The 21676-nt window shown below is 73.2% G+C and carries 15 protein-coding genes; 11 read left to right on the top strand and 4 right to left on the bottom strand.

Annotated features, from left to right (window positions below; genetic code table 11):
* Positions 1–10 precede the first annotated feature (10 nt).
* Positions 11–3466, bottom strand: a complete 3456-nt coding sequence (locus WME83_RS10260; protein WP_437319094.1) for a nitric oxide synthase oxygenase — start codon at positions 3464–3466, stop codon at positions 11–13.
* A 589-nt stretch (positions 3467–4055) separates the two neighbouring features.
* Here WME83_RS10260 and WME83_RS10255 point away from each other — a divergent pair.
* Positions 4056–4961, top strand: coding sequence for a DUF5995 family protein (locus tag WME83_RS10255; protein WP_437319093.1), 906 nt, complete (start codon positions 4056–4058; stop codon positions 4959–4961).
* Here WME83_RS10255 and rlmN read toward each other — a convergent pair.
* Entirely contained in the window at positions 4939–6144 is a 1206-nt protein-coding gene (gene rlmN / locus WME83_RS10250; protein ID WP_437319092.1) for a 23S rRNA (adenine(2503)-C(2))-methyltransferase RlmN, read from the bottom strand. The two genes, WME83_RS10255 and rlmN, sit on opposite strands and share 23 nt — an antisense overlap.
* Before the next feature lie 670 nt (positions 6145–6814).
* Here rlmN and WME83_RS10245 point away from each other — a divergent pair.
* A complete protein-coding gene (locus tag WME83_RS10245; RefSeq protein ID WP_437319091.1) occupies positions 6815–8440 on the top strand; it encodes a hypothetical protein in 1626 nt (541 codons plus the stop codon).
* The gene (locus tag WME83_RS10240; RefSeq protein ID WP_437319090.1) at positions 8441–9424 is read left to right on the top strand and encodes a hypothetical protein; all 984 of its coding nucleotides are present in this window, start codon (positions 8441–8443) and stop codon (positions 9422–9424) included.
* A gap of 704 nt (positions 9425–10128) precedes the next feature.
* Here the strand turns inward: WME83_RS10240 and WME83_RS10235 are convergent.
* Together WME83_RS10235 and WME83_RS10230 are read right to left on the bottom strand one after the other, a co-directional pair.
* On the bottom strand, positions 10129–10938 hold the full coding sequence (locus WME83_RS10235) for an alpha/beta hydrolase (RefSeq protein WP_437319089.1): 810 nt from the start codon (positions 10936–10938) through the stop codon (positions 10129–10131).
* A gap of 449 nt (positions 10939–11387) precedes the next feature.
* On the bottom strand, positions 11388–12413 hold the full coding sequence (locus WME83_RS10230; protein ID WP_437319088.1) for a CAP domain-containing protein: 1026 nt from the start codon (positions 12411–12413) through the stop codon (positions 11388–11390).
* Between the two features lie 894 nt (positions 12414–13307).
* Between WME83_RS10230 and WME83_RS10225 the strand changes: the two genes are divergently transcribed.
* From WME83_RS10225 to WME83_RS10190, 8 genes are all read left to right on the top strand, one after another.
* Complete coding sequence (locus tag WME83_RS10225; protein WP_437319087.1) at positions 13308–14147, top strand: SDR family oxidoreductase; 840 nt, start codon at positions 13308–13310, stop codon at positions 14145–14147.
* Positions 14148–14157: 10 nt separating this feature from the next.
* The gene (locus WME83_RS10220; RefSeq protein WP_437319086.1) at positions 14158–14484 is read left to right on the top strand and encodes a hypothetical protein; all 327 of its coding nucleotides are present in this window, start codon (positions 14158–14160) and stop codon (positions 14482–14484) included.
* The gene (gene mtnA / locus WME83_RS10215; RefSeq protein ID WP_437319085.1) at positions 14485–15624 is read left to right on the top strand and encodes an S-methyl-5-thioribose-1-phosphate isomerase; all 1140 of its coding nucleotides are present in this window, start codon (positions 14485–14487) and stop codon (positions 15622–15624) included.
* Between the two features lie 54 nt (positions 15625–15678).
* A complete protein-coding gene (lipA, locus tag WME83_RS10210) occupies positions 15679–16812 on the top strand; it encodes a lipoyl synthase (protein WP_437319084.1) in 1134 nt (377 codons plus the stop codon).
* A 221-nt stretch (positions 16813–17033) separates the two neighbouring features.
* Complete coding sequence (locus WME83_RS10205; protein ID WP_437319083.1) at positions 17034–17522, top strand: tellurite resistance TerB family protein; 489 nt, start codon at positions 17034–17036, stop codon at positions 17520–17522.
* A 194-nt stretch (positions 17523–17716) separates the two neighbouring features.
* Positions 17717–18907 (top strand): thiamine pyrophosphate-dependent dehydrogenase E1 component subunit alpha, encoded by a 1191-nt coding sequence (locus WME83_RS10200; RefSeq protein WP_437319082.1) that lies wholly within the window; start codon positions 17717–17719, stop codon positions 18905–18907.
* A gap of 168 nt (positions 18908–19075) precedes the next feature.
* Entirely contained in the window at positions 19076–20050 is a 975-nt protein-coding gene (locus tag WME83_RS10195) for an alpha-ketoacid dehydrogenase subunit beta (protein ID WP_437319081.1), read from the top strand.
* A 3-nt stretch (positions 20051–20053) separates the two neighbouring features.
* The gene (locus WME83_RS10190; RefSeq protein WP_437319080.1) at positions 20054–21571 is read left to right on the top strand and encodes a dihydrolipoamide acetyltransferase family protein; all 1518 of its coding nucleotides are present in this window, start codon (positions 20054–20056) and stop codon (positions 21569–21571) included.
* Positions 21572–21676 lie beyond the last annotated feature (105 nt).

Genomic DNA, 21676 nt, shown 5'->3' with positions numbered 1-21676 from the left:
CCGCCCCGAGCTACCCCTTCCGCTCCTTCCACGGATCGTCCTGATAAAGATAGTTCGGCTTCAGGATCTTGTTCTCCATGTTGGTGTGGAACACCGCCATGGTCGACGCCGACATCGGCGGCACGATCCACGACCAGTCCGCGTAGACCGGGCGCTCGCATTGCCGCTCCTGCTGCTCGAACTTCTTGAAGTACTCGGAGAGCGTGTGGTGGTCGAGCATCCGCACCTTCGCCTGCCGGAACGAGTGCAGCACCGCGATGTTCAGCTCGACCAGCGCGGCGTCCTGCCACAGCGTGTCGCTGCGCGACCGGTCCAGCCCGAGGCGATCCGCGATCAGCGGCAGCTGGTTGTACCGCGTCACGTCGCTCAGGTTGCGCGCGCCGATCTCGGTCCCCATGTAGAAGCCGTTGAACGGCGCCGCCCTGTAGTGGATCCCGCCGAGATCGAGGGCCATGTTGCAGACCGCCGGCAGCGCGTGCCACTTCAGCCCGAGCTCGGCGAACCACGCGTGCCGCGGGTGCTCGATCGGCACCTCGAGCACCCGCTCCCGCGGCAGCTCGAACCACCGCGGCCGCGCGTCGCCGATCTGAATGATCAGCGGCAGCAGATCGAACCGCGTCCGCTCCCCGCCCGGCCACCCCAGCGCGAGCGCCTGGTCCGTCAGCTCCACGTTCGCCGGATCGCCCAGGATGCCCCCGTCCGGGAGCCGGTAGCCCGCGTAGCGGACGAGCTGCCCGTTCCAGATGCGGATCCGCGGCTCCCCCGGCCGGAACACCGACATGGTCGCCCGGATGTCGCCCCCGTTCGTCGCCAGATCGAGGTGCTCGACAAGCGCCTGGAAGATCTCCTCCTCCGTCTTCAGGTGCCGCAGGTCGCGCACGTGGAGCGTCGACCAGAAGAAGCGCCCGATGCACCGCGAGCTGTTGCGCCACGCCAGCCGCGCCCCGTAGGCGAGCTCGTCGGGGAGGTGCGCGTAGGTCCCGTGCTTCTCCAGGCTCGCGCGCACCTCCTGCCAGCGCTCCTCCACGGCCGACGGCACGCCGAGCTCCGCGTAGCACTGGCGCAGAAACGCCTCGGCCTCGGTCAGCGCCGCCGCGGGCGCCGTCGGGGTCAGCTGAAACGACCCGTGCTCGACCGGGCAGACCCCGCCGGCCCCACGAACCGCGCCGGCCCGCCGGAGCGGCGCCTGCCGGATCGTGCCCGCGGCGTCGACGTTCGAGGTGAACAGCTCCCGCTGGATGGCGTCCGCCGGCCAGCCCGCCGCGCGCAGGTGCTCGTGCGCGTCGCGCATGAAGCCCTCGGGCCCGCACACGAGCGCCCGCGAGCCCGGCCGGTACGGGTACAGCTCGGCCACGTCCTCCCCGGAGAGCCGCCCCTCCACCTGCGTCGCGCGCAGGCGGAGCGCGACGCCGGGCGTGCGGCCGGCGATCGCGCGCAGCTCCTCCTCGAAGTAGAGGAAGTCGGCGGCGCGCGACGCCGACCAGTCCAGCAGGAACGCCCGCGCCTCGGGGCGGTCCGCCCTCCCGTCGAGCGCCCGCAGCATCGCCATCGCCGGCGTGACGCCGATCCCGCCCGCGAGGAACACCACCCGCTCCACCGGCGGCGCCGGAAGGACGAAGCTGCCCCGCGGCGCCGAGGCGCGCAGCAGCGAGGCCGCGGCGCGCTCGCACAGCCACCGGGAGAAGACCCCGAGCTCCTCGCGCTTCACCGTGATCTCGTAGTCGCCGCCCGCGCGCGCCGGCGCCGAGAGCGTGTACGCGCGCGCCACCCAGCGCCGATCGAGGTAGCCCTGCACGACCACGTGCTGCCCGGGCACGGACGCCGCCGGCGCGCCGCCGACCGGCGACAGGGCGATCTGGAAGATCCCGGGGGCGAGCTCCCGCGCGCCCTTCACCTCGGCCTGCACCAGGCTCGACCCGCCGAACATCTCCTCGATCGCCGGGACGCAGCCGCCGCAGATCTGGCCCGCCCGCGTCCGCTCCGACAGCTCGGCCACCGTCGCGCACCCGCCCTCGATGAGCCCCGTGATCTGCCCCCGCTTGACCCCGGCGCAGTTGCACACGACCTCGTTCGGCTCGTACAGCGCCGCGGACTGCTCGAGCTTCAGCTCGCCGAGCTCCCGGAACGTCGCGAGCTGCCAGCCGGGCAGCGGGGCGCGCGCCATGAGCTGCCGCATCGCGGAGGGGAGGCCCTGCCACGCGCCCTCCACGTGCAGCCCCGCGAGCTGCCCGCTCGACACGAGCAGCGCGCGGCGCCTGTCGCGGTCCCCGCACGTCACCCACCGGAGGCTCTCGGCGGGCGCGTCGCCCCACCGCGCCGAGACGCCGCTCCCGTCGAGCGCGCGGAAGAGCGTGAGGATCCGGCCGCCGCCGTCCACGATCGACGAGACGGCGGCCTGCTTGCCGGCCAGCGCCCCCATCGCGGCGCCGTCCTCGACGACCGCCTCGCGCTGCGAGAGGAGCCCCTGCCCGGGGAGCAGGTGGACGTTGACGTAGTCGAGCGCGTGCCGCTCGGCCCACGCGTCGACGCTCGCGGGCGGGAGCTCGAGCCAGGCCTCGTCGGGCCCCTCGGGGATCCCTTCGGCGGCCACGCTCGCCCAGCCCTCGATCAGCGCCTCGGCCGCCGCCCGCCGCAGGCCCGCCTGGACCAGCGCGGCGACGGCCTCGTCCGCCGGCGTGTCGACGTACCGGATCTCGAAGGTGTCCTCGCGGAGCAGCTGCTGGACCAGGTTGTCGAGCGGCCCCCGCAACCCGGCGGTGAACTCCTCGAAATCGAGGGTCCCGTCCCCGGTCGTGTCCGCGGCCACGAGCAGCGCCCGCGCCTCGTCGGCCGGGATCCCGAGCCCGGTGAGGTAGGGCAGGAGCTCGTCCTCGCTGAGCGCGCGGTTGTTGTCGCGATCGATCTCCTCGAACCTGCGCCACGCGAAGCGCTCGCTGGCGAGGGCGGCCCGGACGGCGCGGGAGAGCGCGGCCGCCACCTCGGCGCCGGAGCACGCGGCGGGGCCGCGGACGACCGGCGCCTCGACGCCGGGCTGCTCGAGCGCGCGGATCGCCATGCGGGCCACGTCGGCCGGCGCCACCCAGGGCAGCGCGCCGTTTCCGAGCGGCAGCGGCAGCGTGCGACGGAGCCGGATGTCCTCGCGCCACAGGTTGAGCGCGCTGAGCAACGGCCCGTGCCACACGGCCGTCACCCGGTGGCCGGAGGCGCGCACGAACGCCTCAGCGTCGCGGATCTGCTGCCCCAGCCGGCTCGAGGGAGGAACGTAGGGCGCCACCCAGAGCAGGTGCGACGCGCCCACCTCCTTGGCCGACGCGACGAACGTCCGCGCGGCGACGTGCGGGTAGGCGAGGTCCGCGGTGCTCAGCACGAGCGCGACGACCGGCTCCGCGGGCTCGATCGGCAGGGACTGGAGGAAGGAGGCGAGGTCGTTCTTCGGCTCGGAGCAGACGATTTTGAGGAAGCTCATGGTGCTCGGCAGGGGCAGCCGCGGAGGAGCGATGCTCGCCCTTCCGCGCGCCGGTCGATGTCGATGGATGCGCGCAGGCGCGCGATCGCGCCCGCCAGGATACGGCGCATCGCCTGGCGGGCCGCGGGCGAAACGTCGTCCCGGCGCGTCGACGCGAAACGTCAGCTCGACGCGTCGCACACTGTGGCGTCAAGTCGCCAAAACATGCGGCGCGTCAGGGCGTCCCGCATTTTGAGTGAAGGGAATCCGTCCGCGCGTAACAATCTGCCCCATGGGGCACTTTGGCGCGCTGGTCAGCGCTCTCACCGTGTCGGCAGATGGCGCCCCTGTGACCACCGCGCGTCGATCCTGCTTCCGATAGCCGCGGACCACCGCCGTCGGCCCCGCGAGCTCGCCCGGGGTTTCGGACCGACGAACGCCGCTGGATTCGCGGGAAATCACGCGAGGAGGGGCGCGGCGGACGAGCGCGCCTGCCGCGGTGGCGCGCGCTCGAGCTCCGCCCGGCGCGGCTCATCACACCTCACCACGGTGTACGACTGCGAACCGGACATACGGGCACGATCCTTGAATTCGCTCGCTCAGCGCAGCCATGAAGACCCTTACTTCCGACCGGCCCCTGGCGATGGTGAGCAAGCAGACGCGGTCCGCTGCCGCGTGCCGTCCCGCGGACTCCGCCGCGCGTCACGCCATCCTGCAGGGGGTGACGCTGAAGCCGGCGAACGTCGCGGAAGCGCTGGTGGCGCTGGAGACGGTCGCGGCGCGGCTGCGCGAGCGGAACGACCCCCGGGCGGTGTTCCCCGACGTCTACGCCGTGATCACGCGCCGCGTGAAGGAGGCGGTCGTCGACGGCACGGATCGGAGGTTCCTCGAGCCCGCGTGGATCTCGCGCCTCGCCGGGATCTTCTGCGAGTACTACCTGGCGGCGCTCGCTGCGTCGCTGGACGGGCGCTCGACGGACGTCGAGGCGTGGGACGTCGCCTTCCAGTGCAGCCGCACCGACGGGACGGCGGCGGCGGTGCATGCGCTGCTCGGCATCAATGCGCACATCAACTACGACCTGGCCCTCGGGCTCTACCGGAACATCGTCCAGCACGGCGCAGCGCAGGACGCCCGCCTTCTCAGCCGCTACCGGCACGACCACGATCTTGTGAATGAAATTCTCGCCGCGGCGATGCCGGAAATCTTCGCGATCCTGAGCGAGCGTTATGGCTGCCCGCTCGCCCGGATCGCGACCTTTACCAAGGACGTGCAGCGCACCGTGTCCAGCGTCGTGCTCTTCATGCTCAAGGGCTGGCGCGACCGGGTCTGGAGCGACCTGCTGTCCTTGCTCGACACGGTCGAGACGGCCGACGCGATGGCCAAGCGCGCGGTGATCGTCCGGATGAACCAGCACTCCGGGAAGGTCGCCCGCACGTTCGCGGCGGGCAACGGGGCGCTGCGGCTGGGCGCGCCGTTCGTCCGGAGCGCCGCCCTCAAGCTGGCGCTGGCTGCCTGACGCGGGCCATCCCCGCGAGCTGGCCGCAGGCGCCGCCCACGTCGCGCCCCCGCGGCCGCCGCACCAGCGTCGTCACGCCGTGGCCGGACAGCCGCGCCACGAACGCGTCGAGCCGCTCCGCGGACGGCGGGCGCAGCGCCGGATCCGGGCCGGGGTTGCAGGGGATGACGTTCACGCGGCACCGGAGCCCGGCGACGTACGCGGCGAGGAGGTCCGCGTCGTCCGGGGCGTCGTTGAACCGATCGAAGAGCACGTATTCGAACAGCACGCGCCGGCCGGGCGGCAGCGATCGCGCGAGCGCCTCCTTCAGCGCCGCCATCGAGAAGCGCGCGTTGACCGGCATGATCGCCTGCCGGCGCGCGTCGTCCGGGGCGTTGAGGCTGACGGCGAGCTCCGCCCGCGCCTCGCGGAAGAACGCCTCGATCTTGTCCGCGACCCCGACGGTGCTCACGGTCACGTGCGACGGCGCGAACCGGAACGCGCGCGGGTCGGTGAGCAGGCGGATGGCCTTGAGCACCTCGCCGAGGTTGTCGAACGGCTCGCCCATGCCCATGAAGACGAGGTTCCGGAGCGGCGCGCCGCGGCGCGCTTGTCCTTCCGCGAGCGCGAGCGCGATCCGGACCTGATCGACGATCTCGCCGGCGGCGAGCTGGCGCGCGAGCCCGAGCCGCCCCGTCTCGCAGAACGCGCAGGCCCGGGCGCAGCCGACCTGGCTCGAGACGCAGAGCGTGGTGCGGGCCGGCCCGGGGATGAGCACCGACTCGATGAGCGCGCCGTCGCGCGCGCGCAGGACCAGCCGGAGCGTGTCGTCCCCGGACGGCGCGCGCTCGGCGACCTCGAGCGACAGGCCGGGATCGAGCGCGAGCAGCGCCTCGTGCGCCCACGCGCCGACGCCCAGGGCGGCGAGCGCGGCCGCGTCCCACGCCGGCGCCGCGCCCGGCTCCGCGCCGAACGCGTGGCGCACCACCTTGCCGGCGACCGCGCGCGCCGCGGACGCCGTGCCGCCGGCCTTGCGGAGGAGCTCCGCGAGCGAGTCTGCGTCGTGGTCGGCGAGCCGCGCGCGCCAACGTGGGACGCGCGCGCTCCTCCGGATCAGCGGTCGCGCCGGGACGGGCGCCGGCGCCGGCGGATCGCCGGCGCGGAGGGCCGGCGCGCTCTGTTCGGGGATTTCCGGAACGCGCATGCGCACCAGCTAGCACGCCGCGCGCGTGGCCGCGCGGCCCTGCGATCGCCGCCCCCGCGCCCGGCGCGGCGCCCGCGCCCGGACGGCCGCCGGAGGGCCGAGCACCCCGGCGAGGCCCAGCGGCCGGCGGGTCCGCCGCCGCAGGTCGTCACGCGGTTGTCAAGGAAGACCCGCCAACCGGACCCGGCCATCCCCTTCGCTTCCCGCAGCGGGGACGAAATCCGGCCCCTGTCTGGGGTCATCGGGTGGCCAAGCTGTGGACAAGCGGTTGGGCTTTCAAACGCGGCTCAGAAGCGTGATTTTTGGGTTGCAGATCGAGCCCGGAGGAGGGAGTTTAGCGCCCGGAAGTTCTGCGGCGCGTCGGGCCGCGGAGTGCCCGAGATCGCAGAAAAACATCGGTGGCATCGGTGTGGGCGGCGCGTCCATGCCCGGACTGGCATTGGCCGGCGCCGGCGCTTGGAGGAGCTGCCGCCCCGCGAGCGGCGCAGGACCCGGGCAGCTTCCCACAAGGTCTCAGGGACCCCGTCTGGGTATTCCACAAGCTGGGAACAACCTGTGGATTATTTGTCCGTGCTGCGCCCGCCGGGCCGCGGAGGCCGGCTGGGCGGTACGCCTGCCCCGGAGTTTTTGTAGCGCTCGCGGCCACACCGGTGGGCTACGTTGCGGGCCGATGCGCGTACGCAACGGCTCCGTTCTCCGCGTGCCGCGCGCGCTGCTCGCGATCGTGGCGGGGGGGCTCTCCGGGTGGCTCGTCGCGGGCGCGGCGGCCGCGCAAGCGCCTCCCCGGGATGCGCAGGCGGAGGCGGCCCTGAACGAGGCGATGGGGGTCGACTACCTCGAGACCCGGTTCGAGCAGGCGGAGCGCAAGCTGCGGGCCGCCATCGACGCCTGCGGCGCGTCGGAGTGCTCGCCCGCGATGAAGGCGAGGCTGTTCATCGCGCTCGGCTCCGTGCTCGCCCAGGGCAGAAAAGAGCTGGGGGACGCGCGCGACGCGTTCGCGGACGCCCTGCGCATCGATCCGTCGGCGAAGCCGAGCCCGGATCTCGCGACGCCGGAGGTCTCGTTCGCGTTCGAGCAGGCGCGGGCCGCGACCGGCGTCGCGGCGCCCGCGGCGGCCGGGCCGCAGCTCCAGATCGCGCCTCCTCTCGAGCAGCGCATCCGCACGCCCGTCCCGATCTATGTCGAGGTCCAGGCCGAGCTGCTGCCCAGCGTGAAGCAGGTGACGCTCTGGTACCAGGCGCCCGGCGAGCGCGAGTACCGCCCGCTCGTCATGAAGAAGCTGCGCGGCCAGGGGTTCGGGATCAACGTGCCGTGCGCCGCGACCTCCGCGGAGGGGACGCTCCGCTATCACGTCGCGGCCGTCGACGAGGACGGCGCGATCCTCGCGAGCGCCGGCGCGCGCGACGCGCCGCTCTCCACGGAGATCAAGGCCCGCATCGAGTCGGCGCCGCCCCGCTGGCCCGGCCATGCGCCGCCGGGGATGTGCGCGGCCCCGGAGCGGGAGCGGCCGCGGCAGTGCATCGACGCCCGGCAGTGCAGCCGGGGGCTCGCCTGCGAGCGCGGCGCGTGCGTCGCCAGGCGCCCCGCGGAGGTCGCGCCCAGCGTCTCGAGGAACTGGGTCGGGCTCACCTTCTCTCCCGACGTCGCGCTGCTCTCCGGCCGGGAGGTGTGCTCCCTCGCGTCGCAGGAGCGCGGCAACTTCGTCTGCCTGCGCGGCGACGGGACCCGGTACGACGGCGCGCCGATGGCGGGCGTCGCGAACGACGTGAACCTCGGCTTCGCGCTCGCGACGTCGCGGGTGGCGCTCGCCTACGACCGGCTGGTCCTCGACAACCTCACGGTCGGCGGCCGCGTCGGCTTCGCGGCCGGCGGCACGACGGGCGGCGGCGCCTCGTTCCTGCCGCTCCACCTCGAGGCGCGGGCCCAGTACTTCCTCATGGCGCGGCCGTTCGAGCAGCTCGGCGCCCGCCCGTTCGTGCTCGCCGCGGCCGGGGTCGCGCAGGTCGACGCCGAGGTCGACGTGGAGGTCCTCGAGGACGCGGCCGCGTGCGGGGCGGATCCTGCCGACATCACGAGCCCGTGCACGAGGCCCGGCCGGAGCGGCAGGGTCGAGGAGCGCCAGCAGACGCTCGCCGCGACCCGGCAAGCGGGCCAGGGGTTCGCGTCGCTCGGCGCGGGCGTCGCCTATGCGCCGCTCGAGGCCGTATCGCTGAACCTCGCGCTCCGCGCGAGCCTCACCTTTCCTGCCGTGACCGCCGTCCTCTCTCCGGAGGTCGGCCTCTCCCTGGGGTTCTGAATGGCCGATACGTCGGATCAGCGCCGGGGCGCGACGCCGCCCGGCGCGCTGCGCAACCCGAAAATCGACGCGGCGATCGAGCGCGCCGTGCAGCTCGGCGACCCGGCCGAGCTGCTCGCGCTGCTCGATCGCAGCTCCGGGCTCCCTGCCCGGCGCGGCGGGGGGCGCGCGCCCGGGCCCGATCTCGGCCCGAACGCCCCGTTGCCGCGCGTGAACCTGGATCTCGCGCGCGCGGTCGGCGCGGCGATCGCGGATCGCGGCGCGCCGGCCGAGCGCCTCGTGCGGGCGCTCTGCTCGAGCGCCGAGGAGTACGCGCTCATCGTGGCGGCGCAGGCGCTCGCGGCGGTCGCGGCGCAGGGCGCGCAGGCGGAGGGCGCGGCCAGGTCGGGGCGGCCGCCGCGCGCGCGGGGCGGCCGGGGCGGGCTCGATCCGCTGGGCGAGCTCGGGCAGCTGGCCGAGGATCCGCGGCGCGTCGTGCGCGACGGGGTCGTGGCGGCGCTCCGCGCCGTCATCGCGGCGCGCGGCGACGCGGCGGTCGGCGAGCTCTCGTCCTGGACCGACGGCTACCTGCAGGCGCACGTGGCGCTCGAGGCGCTCGCGGAGCGCACGCTGCTCGCGGGGCTCTCGGCGGGCGCGGAGGTGGTCGCGCGGCTCGAGGAGGCGTTCGCGATCTCGGACCGCTCGCCGCGCGCCGACGAGCGGCTGCAGGGGCTGCGCCTCCTGCGGCAGGGGATGCCCGCGCAGATCGCCATCCTCGCGGGGCGCTTCCCCGAGGTGGTGCGCTGGCTGGAGGAGAAGACGCAGGCGGAGCGCCCGGAGTCGCGCGACGTCGTGGGGCAGGCGATCGCGGCGCTCCGGAAGGGGTCGTTCTCGGAGGCGGAGACCGACCGGCTCGCCGCGGCGCTCTCGGCGACCGCCCCGCCGCCGCGCGACCCGTCGCGCATCGTCCAGGGGACGCGCAAGCGGAGCAAGGGGCGGCGGTAGCGGGGCGTGGGGGGCTGCGAATGGGAGAGGTCGTCGCCCGAGACGGCTGATCCGTCGACGCTAGGCCGCTCGTCGCGGCTTTTTCATGCATGATCCACGAAGGCGACAACGCATCGGGATTCCTGGGGCAACCGTATATTCACCAGAGAGACTGTTGCCATGGATGCCCAGCCAGCTCCTTCCGTTCTAGCATCGTTGATTGGCCGTGAGCATCACGAGGGGCAGCATCAATCGATCTCGACGCCTCCGGCGACTCCCATTCGGACTCGCGCTCTCCTCAGCGGACGCACCGATCCCCTGACCCGCTGTCCTTGGCAACAACAGAGCACCGATCGGCTCAAAACGCTCGAGAATGAAGAGATTGGGGCCACAGAGACGCACAGGGCATAGAGGGATGAAGAAAGGATTCAGAGCTCACCCTCCTCTCTTCCTCTGTGCCTCCGTGGCTCCTTTTCTCGGGGTTTCAACCCGTTCGGCGTCCTAGTAGCCGACCGCATCAGCCGAGGCACACCGGGCAGCACGGTCCGGAAAGCGCCTGAGTTGCACGAGCAGGCCGTCCGGCCCGACCTCCGCGTGGAACGGCCTTCCCGCGCGTGAGCAGGACGATCGAGAATCCTCGCAGGCGATCGCGCGTCGCCGCGAGGAGCGTGCTGCGTCACCCGGCCCGGGCCGTCCGTGGCGCCGACCGGCGCACGCCATGCCCCTCAAGCCGCCTGCTGCGACCCCTCCGCCTCCCCGGCGCCCCCCTGCCGCTCCCCGGTGGCCTCGGCGAACAGGAACTGCAGCGCCCCCGGCGCGCGCCGGCGCCACGCGTCCTCGGAGTGCGTCCCGCCCTCGTCCGGGCAGAAGAGCAGGTTCGACTCGCCGTAGCCCCGCTCGCGCAGGTGCTCCACGAGCCGCGCGGCGTCGCGCAGCACCGAGCCCCCGTCCTCCTGCGCGCCGGCGTCGACGTACAGCCGCGAGCCCGGAGGGACGGGCTGCGACGCGATGACGTCGAAGATCTTCCGCTCCGCGAACCAGAGCGACGGCGACATGCAGAGCGCGGCCCCGAGCACGTCGGGGCGGCGGAAATGCGCGTAGAGCGCCGCGAGGCCCCCCATCGACGAGCCGCCGATCGCCGTGCCGGCCGCGTCGCGCCGCACCGGGAAGCGCTCCCGCACCGCCGGCACGATCTCGGACGCGATCCAGCCGAGGAAGTCGTCGAGCCTCCCCTCGCTGCCGTCGCCCGGGAACGGCGACAGCTCGGTCAGCCGCTCGCTCCCGCCGTGATCGATCCCCACGAGGACCGGCGCCACCTGGCCTCGATCCGAGAGATCGCGCACCGCCTCGTGCAGGTGCCAGCCGCCGCTGTAGGAGGGATCGTCGTGAAAGACGTTCTGCCCATCGAACAGGAAGAGCACCGGCGACGGCGCGGCGCGCGCCCCCTCGCTGGGCAGATAGACACGGACGTTGCGCTCCCCCTGAAAGCCGGGAATTCGATACGGACCGAGGAGATAGATGATGTGTTCCGCCATGGGCTCTTCCAGACGGTGGACCCGCGCAGCCCGATCGCCCCCGAGGACGCCGCCCGTCCCCAGGAAGACGGGAAGTCCTGGATCTGCTTCCGACTTCCCGCCTTCCTGGGAGCTGCCTTCCGATCCGCGTGGGGTACCTGCTCCCCACATCGATCAGAACCCCTGAGGGCGCGCGCTCGCCGAGCTGCGCGAGCCAGGCCCCTGGACGGCCGAGTCCTGCTGTCGTTCGCGATGCTTCGCCTGCGCGGAGGTCCGTTCCGCCGCTCCCAGGGTGAAGCAATCGCCAGGCCGCCCCGCGTTCGCGGCGTACCGGCCGCGGCGCGCGGCGCGGACCGGGCCCTCGTCAGCCCGGATCGCGCCGCGCCGCCGTGGCAGAACGCCTCATGCGTGACAGGCTGCTCCGCGCCGTCAGCGGCCGCGCACGTGCGCGGCATCACGGGTGCTCGGCGCTAGTTGCAGCTCGCGTCCGACGCGCCGCCGAACATCGTGGTCCAGTAGGACCCGTAGGTCCCGCCTCCGGTCGCCCGCCCGATGCCGATGACCTTGAAGGACGACCCGAGCATGTTCTTGTTGTGGCCGTCCGAGTTCTTCCACTGGGTGAACGTCGCCTGCGCCGCCGAGTTGCCGGCGGCGATGTTCTCGGCCATGGCGGTCCTGCCGGCGGACGCATAACAGGCGTTGGCCGCGCGATCCCACGGCGTCCGGCCATCCTGGCTCGCGTGATCGAAGTAGTTGTGATCGCGCATGTCCTCGCTGTGCCCCTGGGCGGCGCGGCTCAGCGCGGTGCACGCCGAGAGCGCCCCGAGGCCGTTCTGCGCGCGGTACTGGTTGATGATGGACAGGAACGCCTGCTCCTCGGCATCGAGCGGCGTGGTGCTGGGCCCGGCGCCGCCGCACGTCTCGCCGCCCGTACCCGTCGAGCCGCCTTCACCCGTCGAGCCGCCTGTACCCGTCGAGCCGCCCACGCCCGTCGAGCCGCCTGTACCCGTCGAGCCGCCCTCCCCCGTCGAGCCGCCCGTGCCCGCGCCTGTGCCCGTCGAGCCGCCCGTGCCCGTGCCCGTCGAGCCGCCGTCCGCGGGGGCGCACGCGACCTGAACGTACATCCGCTTCGTGGTCCTCCGGCACGGATCGCCGAAGGTCGCGTTGTTCGCCCGCACGGTGCAGCTCGACTGCCCGAGGCACGCGCGCTCCACCACCGCCTTCGACGTCGGCGCGTTGCACGAGGTCGCGCGGTAGCTGCCGCAGACCCCCCGCGGCGTGCCGTAGCTCGCGAACTCGACCGCCGTGATCACCTCGCCGGCCGGACAGGCGAGCGCGATGTCCGAGCCCTCCGGAGCGGTATCGCAGACCGCCCCCTCGACCGGCTCGGACGCCTCGCCGGACGGCTCGTGATCGACCTCGGTCGATGCGAGACAACCGACGGCAGAACAGCCAGCGATGAAGGCGAGGACAAGCGTCCGGTGCAAAGCGCTCATATGCATGCTCCTTGTGATTAAGCCCGTCTGAGCTCGGCCCGCCCCGGCCCCGCGGCTCGCGCCGGCAGGTACGCCGGGGCACACGGCGCCATGGCGGGCCACCCCAGTACAGCGTTGTTCAGGGGGCGGAGTAGCGCCCAGCGCGATCCCGCGCAGCGCAGCGCCTCCCTTCAGTTCGCTCACACCACGGTGTCACCTGACCGCTGGCATGTCCAGATACGAAACACTCCCATATGCATGATTTACCGCCGAATCACTGAACCTTTTCACGGCGCGTGAAACCGACCCTCACAAGGCTCCATGAGACAGGATTTCTTCACTCGAGGGCGGTGCGCGACAGGGCGCCAGCAGGACACCCCATCTCCCTTGAGCCGAAGGGTAGGTGTTCGTGCTCCGAGAGGAGACCGAGACCAGCGATCCGTCGATGCCGGCAACACCGTGTCAGCGAGACCACGACTGACCTGCTGGACAGGGCCCCTCCAGCGGTCGACGCTCGACCGAAGCGGCCTTTCCCGGTCCGCGCGCGGCCCCGTCGCCCGTCCGCGCGCTGGGCCGAGCCGGGCGCCGCCAGCGTCGCTCGGCCGCCACAGCCCTCATTCCCGCGGCCCGCCTCGACCGCCCGGAGCGCTCGTCCGGGGCGAGCTGCGCGTCGTGCGGTGAAAGCTCGCTGACATCCGGGGCTCCCGGCGGATCATCGCCGCGTCGCCCCTGCGCCCCTCGCAGCCCTCGCCTGCTCCCGTCCACGGCAGAGCCTGTCCTTGCGCCTCGTGCCACGCGCGACCGCGCGTGTGGCGCGGCGTGGCGTGGCGTGGCGGACGGCCACGATCACGCGATCACGAGATCGCGCGCCGCGGGCCCGCACCCTCGCCGGGTCCTGTGCTATGACCGCCCTCCATGCGACTCAAGGACCGCGTTGTCTTCATCACCGGAGCTTCCCGCGGGATCGGTCGGGCCGTCGCCCTCGCCTGCGCGCGGGAGGGCGCGGACATCGTCGTCGCCGCGAAGACGGAGGTCGCCGAGAACCCGCGCCTGCCAGGCACGATCCTCGACGTCGCCCGCGAGGTCGAGCAGCTCGGCCGCCGCGCGCTGCCCGTCAAGCTCGACGTGCGCGACGACGAGGCCTGCAAGGCCGCCGTCGCCGCGGCCGTCGAGCGCTTCGGGCGCGTCGACGCGCTCGTCAACAACGCGGGCGCGCTCTGGTGGGCCGACGTCGTGGACACGCCCATGAAGAAGTTCGACCTCATCATGGGCATCAACGTGCGCGCGTCGTTCGCCCTCTCGCAGGCCGTCCTCCCCCACATGATCGCGCAGAAATACGGCCACATCGTCATGATGTCGCCCCCCGTCGAGCCCGAGGCCTGCGCCCACCACGGCGCCTATGCGGTCTCGAAGTTCGGCATGACGATGATCGCCAACGCGATCGCCGGCGAGTACGCCGAGCACAACGTCACCGCCCACGCCCTCTGGCCCGCGACCGCGATCGAGAGCTACGCGACCATGAACTTCGGCCTCGGCGGCCCGGAGCTCTGGCGCAAGGCGGACATCATCGCCGACGCGACCTTGGCGCTGCTCGCGCGCGAGCCGTCGGCCCGCCCCGGCAAGGCGTGGATCGACGAGGCCCTGCTCCGCGAGGAGGGCGTCACCGACTTCTCGAAGTACCAGTGCGTGCCCGGCGTGGAGCCGCCGCACTTCCCCTTCAGCGCGATCCCCAAGGCGACCACCACCAAGAAATGAGGCGCGACGCGTGAGCCGCGACGACGACGAGAAGACCCGCCCCGGCGGCGGCATCGATCCCGGGCCCGAGGTCGCCGCGGTCTTCGACGACCTCGAGACGCTGCTCAAGAACGGCGACGTGATCGCCGCGCTCACCGCGCGCGGGATCAACGCGAGCCTCGCGCTGCTCGCCGCCGACGCGCTCCGCGCCTACCTCGCGGGCCGCAAGGCCGAGGCGGCCGAGGACTTCGCGACCGTCGCCGAGGAGATCCGCGGCCGGCTCGCCGTGAGCGCCGAGGGCTCGGGGACGGACGCAGGATCGCAGGGGGAACCGTCACGCTCGAACGGGAGGCGCTGAATGAGCACGAGCTTCGAAGCAGAACAGAGGTCGCAGCAGGCAGGCGACGGCGCGCGGCCCGCGCCGCCGTGGGCGCCGGCCGAAGCCATCTCCGGCGCGGACTACTCGGCCGTCGAGCTCGCGCAGGGCGACGACCGCGTGTTCCTCCTCGAGCAGCGCGACCTGCCCGAGCGCGAGCGCTACGTCACCGCGACCGACGCCGCGGGCGTCGCCGAGGCCATCCGGACCATGGTGGTCCGCGGCGCCCCGGCGATCGGCATCGCCGCCGCGTACGGCATGGCCCTCGCCGCGCGCGCCGCCCGGAGCGAGATCGCCTCCGGCTACGTCGCCGCCCTGCGCGCGGCGGGGGAGCACCTCGCCTCCGCCCGGCCCACCGCCGTGAACCTCGGGTGGGCGGTGCGGCGCGCCCTCGCCATGGCCCTGGAGCACGCGGGGCGCCGCGGCGAGGAGCGGGCGCGGGAGCTCGCCGCGCTCGCGCGCGAGATCCACCGGGAGGACGTCGCCGCCTGCCACCAGATGGCCCGCGCCGGCGCCGCGCGCCTGCCCGAGTCGGGCACGGTCCTCACCCACTGCAACGCCGGCGCGCTCGCGACCGGCGGCTACGGCACGGCGCTCGGGGTCATCCGCGCCGCCGTCGCCGACGGCAAGAACATCCGCGTGCTCGCGTGCGAGACCCGCCCCTACCTCCAGGGCGCGCGCCTCACCGCCTGGGAGCTCCAGCGCGACGGCATCCCCGTCGAGGTGATCTCCGACTCGATGGCCGCGTGGTTCATGCAGAAGGGCGAGATCGGCGCCGTGGTCGTCGGGGCCGACCGCATCGCGCGGAACGGCGACGTCGCCAACAAGATCGGCACCTACGGCCTCGCCTGCCTCTCGCGCCACCACGGCGTCCCGTTCTACGTGGCCGCCCCGTGGAGCACGATCGACCTCGCGACCGACACCGGCGCGTCGATCCCGATCGAGGAGCGGACCCGCGACGAGGTCGCCGTCGTCGGCGGCCGCCGCGTGGTCCCGCCCGGGGTGCCCGTCCGCCACCCGGCCTTCGACGTCACCCCCGCGGAGCTCGTCACCGCCATCTTCACCGAGCGCGGCAAGCTGACGACGCGCGAGATCAGCCGCTCCGTGCCGCCGGGCGCCTGACCCCGGCCGCCTCCCCCTCGCGCGCACGCGCCGCATGGGCTAAGGACACCCCTGATGGCGCAGTTCTCGCCCAAGCCTGAATGGCTCAAGGTCCGCGCTCCCGGAGGCGACACCTACCACCACCTCAAGGAGACGTTCCGCAAGCTCGATCTCCACACGGTCTGCGAGGAGGCGCGCTGCCCGAACGTCGGCGAGTGCTGGCGCGAGGGGACCGCGACGGTGATGCTCCTCGGCGACGTGTGCACGCGCGGCTGCCGCTTCTGCGCGGTCACGACCGGCGATCCGCGCGGCGCGGTCGACGTGCGCGAGCCCGAGCACGTGGCCCGCGCCATCGCCCGGCTCTCGCTCCAGTACGTCGTGATGACGATGGTCAACCGCGACGACCTGCTCGACGGCGGCGCCGACCACGTCGCCCGCACGGTGAGCCGCCTGCACGCGCTCCGCCCCGACCTGCTCATCGAGACCCTGGTCGGCGACTTCCAGGGCCACATGAGCGCCGTCGACACCGTCGTCGACGCCGGGCCCGACGTCTTCGCCCACAACGTCGAGGTCGTCCGCCGCATCACCCGCGTCATCCGCGACGTCCGGTCGAGCTACGACCAGTCGCTCGCCGTGCTGCGGCGCGCGAAGGACCGGCAGCGGCGCCTCGCCGCGGACGCGGAGGGGCGCGGCGCGCCGGCCCCGCGGCGGCTCACGAAGAGCTCGATCATGGTCGGCATCGGCGAGACCGACGACGAGGTGCTGGAGGCGCTGCGCGACCTGCGCGAGGCGGGGGTCGACATCGTGACCATCGGCCAGTACCTCCGCCCGTCCTCGAAGCACGCGCCCGTGCAGCGCTTCGTCGAGCCCGACACGTTCGCCGCGTTCGAGCGGGCGGCGCTCGAGATGGGCTTCCTCTACGCCGCCAGCGCGCCGCTCGTGCGATCGAGCTACAAGGCCGCGGAGGTCTTCGTCCGCAGCCTCGTCGACCGCCGCCCGTCGGCGCCGCAGGACGGCGCCCCGGCGGGCGAGGCCCCCGCGGGCGCGCACGTCGAGGCGCTCCTCGAGGAGCGGCTCGCCGTGGCGCGCCGCGAGGCCGCCCGGATCGAGGCGGAGCTCGCGCCCGACGACGAGCCCCGCCCGCTCGGCGCTCCGGCGTCGGCGCCCGCCGCGCGGCTCGTCCCTGCAGCGTCCCTCGTCCGCCGCTAGGGCGCGCGCCGGGTCGGACGAGAAACTGAACGGATTCGCCGCGCGCTGCGGCGGCCGATGCAAGGCCTTGACGCTCCCCGGGGATTGGCCGAGCGTTGAAGGCGGCAGGAGGGTCAAAGACCACGATGTCCGCTCCCATCGACAGGCGCCCCCGCGGCATCGCTCCGGGCGGCATCGCTCCCGGCGCGTCACGCCTCGGCGCGGAGACGCCCCGCGCGCGCGTGGCTTCCATCCTCGCCCAGGCGGCGAGGGCCTACAGCGCGCGACCCCCGATCGAGGACATCACGATGCCCACCGGCTTCGATCCGGCCGCCGTGGCGCTCTTCGAGACGATCATCGAGGCCGCGTTCCTCGTCGCGAACGCCGACGGCCACTTCGACGAGGAGGAGCGCAAGCGCTTCCAGGCGATCGTCGTGGACGCATGCCAGAACCTCGTCCACGAAAAGCAGCTCGAGGCGCTGCTCGCCGACCTCGGCGAGATGCTCGCCGAGGACGGGATGGAGAAGCGCGTCGCCATGGTCTCCCGCACGATCGGGCGGACCGAGCATCAGCGCGAGGTGCTCCGCGTGGCGGCGTTCATGGCGCAGGCCTCCGGCGGCGTGAGCTTGCACGAGCGCGGCGTGCTCGAGCAGCTCGCGCGCGGGTTCAAGCTCGACGCGGCCGCGGTGGACGAGGCGCTCTCGCAGGCGGCCGAGCCCGGGAACGTCTAGCCGGGACATCGACACCGCGGCGTGCGGCGTGCGACGTGCGGCGAGGCCGCGCGCGGGCCCGTGATCGCCGCGGCGAGTCAATCCGGCGGCGCGATCGCTGCGACGAGTCAACGTCGCGCGTAAAGCGAATGAGCGAACGCCGCGTCTCGGCACTGGTCTCGGGCAGCGCCTTTGATTAGTGTCCACGCGAGCCGATGAGCACCGCGACGTACTCCACCGACCGCCCGCCGAACGTCTCAGGGGCAAGCCTGGAGCCGCAGGCTGCCGTCGCCCGGCACCCGCTCGACACGTGTGCCGACGACGTGATCAAGGTCCTGCGCGACGACGGCTCGCTCGATCCCGCGCACGATCCGAAGCTCGACCCGTCGGAGGTGAGCGCCATCTACAAGTTCATGGTGCGCGTGCGCCACCTCGACGAGCGCCTCGTGGCGCTGCAGCGGCAGGGCCGCATCGGGTTCCACATCGGCTCGCTCGGCGAGGAGGCGGCGGTCGTGGGCAGCGTCTACGCGACGCGGCCTCAGGACTGGGTGTTCCCGTGCTACCGCGAGTTCAGCGCCGCGCTCTGGCGGGGGCTGCCGCTCCAGCGGTACATCGACAACATGTTCGGCAACGCGAACGACACGGTGAAGGGGCGGCAGATGCCGGACCACTACACCTACCGCGAGGGGCACTTCGGCTCGGTGAGCTCGCCCATCGGCACGCAGATCACGCAGGCCGTGGGCTTCGCGTGGGCCGCGAAGCTGAAGCGCGACGAGCTCGCCGCGCTCGTCTACTTCGGCGACGGCGCGACCAGCTCGTCGGACTTCCACAGCGGCCTCAACTTCGCGGGCGTGTTCAAGGTGCCGGTCGTCTTCTTCTGCCGCAACAACGGCTGGGCGATCAGCGTGCCGACCGAGCGCCAGACGTCGAGCAACACGTTCGCGTGCAAGGGCGTCGCGTACGGCGTCCCCGGGGTGCGGGTCGACGGCAACGACCTGTTCGCCGTCGTGAAGGTGACGCGCGACGCGATCGCGCGCGCCGCGCGCGGCGAGGGCCCGACGCTCATCGAGGCGATGACGTACCGCCTGTCGGGCCACTCGACGAGCGACGACCCCAAGGCGTACCGCCCCGACGCGTGGCTCGACCCGTGGCGCCGGCTCGATCCGCTCGCGCGGCTGCGGCGGCACCTCGAGCGCACCCAGGGCTGGACCGAGGCGCAGGATCGCGAGATCGAGGCGGCGGTCGACGCGGAGATCAAGGCGTGCATCGCGGTCTCGGAGAAGGTGCCGCCGCCGTCGCTCGACTCGATGTTCGAGGACGTCTATGCGGAGCCGCCCTGGCACCTGGTCGAGCAGCGGGAGCAGCTCAAGGCGGGCCCGAGGCCCAAGGGCCACGGCGGCCACTAGCGCGTGCGGGCGCGGCGTGGACGACGGCGCGGTCGGCGGGGCGGCTCGCCGGGCGGCGCCGATGGCCGGGGTGGCGCCGCCGCCCGCGATCGACGGGGTCCCCAGGGGAGCGGGGGCGCCCGTGAGGTTGCATTCCCACCTTCTGGCCGAGAGACGGAGACGAAGAGCATGCCTCAGATGAACATGGTCCAGGCGATCAACGACGCGCTACGCCACGAGATGCGGCGGGACGCGCGGGTCGTCGTGCTCGGCGAGGATGTCGGCAAGGTCGGGGGGGTGTTCCGCGTTACCCAGGGCCTGTTCGACGAGTTCGGGGACGACCGGGTGATCGACACGCCGCTCTCGGAGGGCGGCATCGTGGGGACGGCGATCGGGATGGCGCTCTACGGGCTCGTGCCGATCCCGGAGATCCAGTTCGCCGATTTCATCTATCCCGCGTACGACCAGATCGTGTCCGAGCTGGCGAAGTACCGCTACCGCTCGGGCGGCGAGTACCCGTCGAAGCTCGTCATCCGCACGCCGGTGGGCGGCGGCATCCGCGGCGGGCACTACCACTCGCAGTCGCCCGAGGCGCAGTTCATCCACGTGGCGGGCCTGAAGGTCGTGTGCCCGTCGAACCCGGCCGACGCGAAGGGGCTCTTGCTCTCGTCGATCCGGGATCCCGATCCGGTGCTGTTCTTCGAGCCGAAGCGCATCTACCGCGCGGCGAAGGGGGACGTCCCCGAGGGCGACTACACGGTCCCGCTCGGCCAGGCGAAGGTGGTCCGGCCGGGCTGGCACGTGACGCTGGTGGTCTGGGGCGCGATGCTCTACGAGGCGCTCGACGCGGCGAACCAGGCGGCCGCGCAGGGCATCGAGTGCGAGGTGATCGACCTGCGCACGCTGTGGCCGCTCGACATCGACACGGTGATCGAGTCGGTGAAGCGGACGGGCCGGTTCATCGTGGTGCACGAGGCGCCGAAGACCTGCGGATTCGGGGCCGAGATCGTCGCGCTGGTCAACGAGAAGGCGTTCCTCCACCTGGAGGCGCCGCCGCTCCGGGTCACGGGCTTCGACACCCCCTTCCCTTACACCCTCGAGAACGAGTACCTCCCGCTCTCGCATCGTATCCTTCCGGCGATCCTGGAGACGGCGAGGTACTGACGCATGGGCAAGTACGAGTTCAGGCTTCCGGACATCGGCGAGGGCGTCACGGAGGGGGAGATCGTCAGCTGGCTGGTGTCGCCGGGCGACGTGGTCGTCGAGGACCAGCCGATGGTCGAGGTGATGACCGACAAGGCGACGGTGACGATCACGTCGCCGCGCTCGGGTCGGATCGTGGAGACGCGGGGCGAGGTGGGCGGGGTGGTCCCGGTCCACTCGGTGCTCGTGGTGTTCGACCTCGACGACCGGTCCGCCGCCGCGTCGCCGGCGCCGCCCGGCGCGGGGGCGCACGAGCGGCCTGCGGCGCCGTCGCCCTCGTCTCCCTCGTCTGGCGCGGGGATGCGTCAGTCCGCCGCGAAGACCGGCCCTGCCGAGCCTGCGGCGACGGCGGTCGGCGACATCCGGGAAGACCTCCCGGGGATGAACCTGATGGTGCCGGCGCGGCCCGCGTGGGCGAACGGCAGCGCGGGCGCGGGCGCGGCGGCCTACTTCAACGAGAAGCCGCTCGCGACGCCGGCGACGCGCAAGCTGGCGCGCGACCTCGGGGTCGACCTGCGGCGCGTGCCGCCGACCGGCCCGGGGGGCCGCGTGACGAAGGACGACGTGCGGGCGCTGGAGGCGCCCGAGGCGGCCGAGGTGGCGCCCGTGACGGCCCCGGCGCTGTCCGAGGTGGCGCCGAGGCGGCCGGCGGGCGTGGCGGGCGCGGCGGAGCGGGCGGCGGGCGCGGCGGCCGTGGAGGCCGAGCTGCTGGACGAGCCGCCGGTGCGCGTGGCGGCCCGGCCCGAGGGCGAGCGCGGCCGCGGGCTGCCGGCGGCGCCGGGCGACGAGCGCATCCCGCTGCGCGGCGTGCGCAAGCGGATCTTCGAGGGGATGACGCGGTCGAAGCACACGGCGGCGCACTTCACCTTCGTCGAGGAGTGCGACGTCTCCGCGCTGAAGGAGCGCCGCGCGCGCCTGCGCCCGCTGGCCGAGAAGGCGGGCGTCAAGCTCACGTTCCTGCCCTTCTTCGTGAAGGCCGTCGTCGCCGCGCTCAAGAAGCACCCGACGCTGAACAGCACCTTCGACGAGGCCGCGCAGGAGATCGTCGTCCGGAAGAGCTACCATATCGGCATCGCGTCAGCGACCGAGGCCGGGCTCATCGTGCCTGTCGTGCGCAACGCGGATCGCCGGAGCGTCCTCGAGATCGCGCAGGAGATCGCGCGGCTCGGCGAGGACACGAAGGCCGGGCGGGTGAAGCCCGAGGATCTCGGCGGCTCGACGTTCACGATCACGTCGCTCGGCCAGCAAGGCGGGCTGTTCGCGACGCCGATCCTGAACTTCCCCGAGGTGGCGATCCTCGGGATCCACCAGATGAAGCAGAAGCCGGTGGTGCGCGACGGGCAGATCGTGATCGGCGAGGTGATGCTGCTGTCGCTGTCGTTCGATCACCGGATCATCGATGGTCACGTGGGGGCGGCGTTCGCCTACGAGATCATCGGGTATCTGGAGGATCCCGATCGGCTGTTCCTCGAGATGAGCTGAGCGCATCCCCGCCTCGCCACGCTCGCGAGCCCACCTGGTGGGCTCGCCTGCGCGCTGCCTGTCTCGCCTGCTCGCGAGCCCACCTGGTCGGCAGCTTCTTCGACG

This window comes from Sorangium sp. So ce385 (assembly GCF_051474135.1).
GTDB lineage: Bacteria > Myxococcota_A > Polyangia > Polyangiales > Polyangiaceae > Sorangium > Sorangium cellulosum_D.
The sequence above is the reverse complement of the archived record's forward strand: the minus strand, read 5'-3'. Positions and strand labels throughout refer to the sequence as shown.

Bases quoted from the DNA above. Each gene is read 5' to 3' on its own strand.
- WME83_RS10255 (WP_437319093.1), top strand. From the start codon at position 4,056: ATGAAGACCCTTACTTCCGACCGGCCCCTGGCGATGGTGAGCAAGCAG.
- lipA (WP_437319084.1), top strand. From the start codon at position 15,679: ATGGCGCAGTTCTCGCCCAAGCCTGAATGGCTCAAGGTCCGCGCTCCC.
- WME83_RS10240 (WP_437319090.1), top strand. From the start codon at position 8,441: ATGGCCGATACGTCGGATCAGCGCCGGGGCGCGACGCCGCCCGGCGCG.
- WME83_RS10260 (WP_437319094.1), bottom strand. From the start codon at position 3,466: ATGAGCTTCCTCAAAATCGTCTGCTCCGAGCCGAAGAACGACCTCGCC.
- WME83_RS10200 (WP_437319082.1), top strand. From the start codon at position 17,717: ATGAGCACCGCGACGTACTCCACCGACCGCCCGCCGAACGTCTCAGGG.
- WME83_RS10245 (WP_437319091.1), top strand. From the start codon at position 6,815: ATGCGCGTACGCAACGGCTCCGTTCTCCGCGTGCCGCGCGCGCTGCTC.
- WME83_RS10225 (WP_437319087.1), top strand. From the start codon at position 13,308: ATGCGACTCAAGGACCGCGTTGTCTTCATCACCGGAGCTTCCCGCGGG.
- mtnA (WP_437319085.1), top strand. From the start codon at position 14,485: ATGAGCACGAGCTTCGAAGCAGAACAGAGGTCGCAGCAGGCAGGCGAC.
- WME83_RS10195 (WP_437319081.1), top strand. From the start codon at position 19,076: ATGCCTCAGATGAACATGGTCCAGGCGATCAACGACGCGCTACGCCAC.
- WME83_RS10230 (WP_437319088.1), bottom strand. From the start codon at position 12,413: ATGAGCGCTTTGCACCGGACGCTTGTCCTCGCCTTCATCGCTGGCTGT.
- WME83_RS10190 (WP_437319080.1), top strand. From the start codon at position 20,054: ATGGGCAAGTACGAGTTCAGGCTTCCGGACATCGGCGAGGGCGTCACG.
- WME83_RS10235 (WP_437319089.1), bottom strand. From the start codon at position 10,938: ATGGCGGAACACATCATCTATCTCCTCGGTCCGTATCGAATTCCCGGC.
- rlmN (WP_437319092.1), bottom strand. From the start codon at position 6,144: ATGCGCGTTCCGGAAATCCCCGAACAGAGCGCGCCGGCCCTCCGCGCC.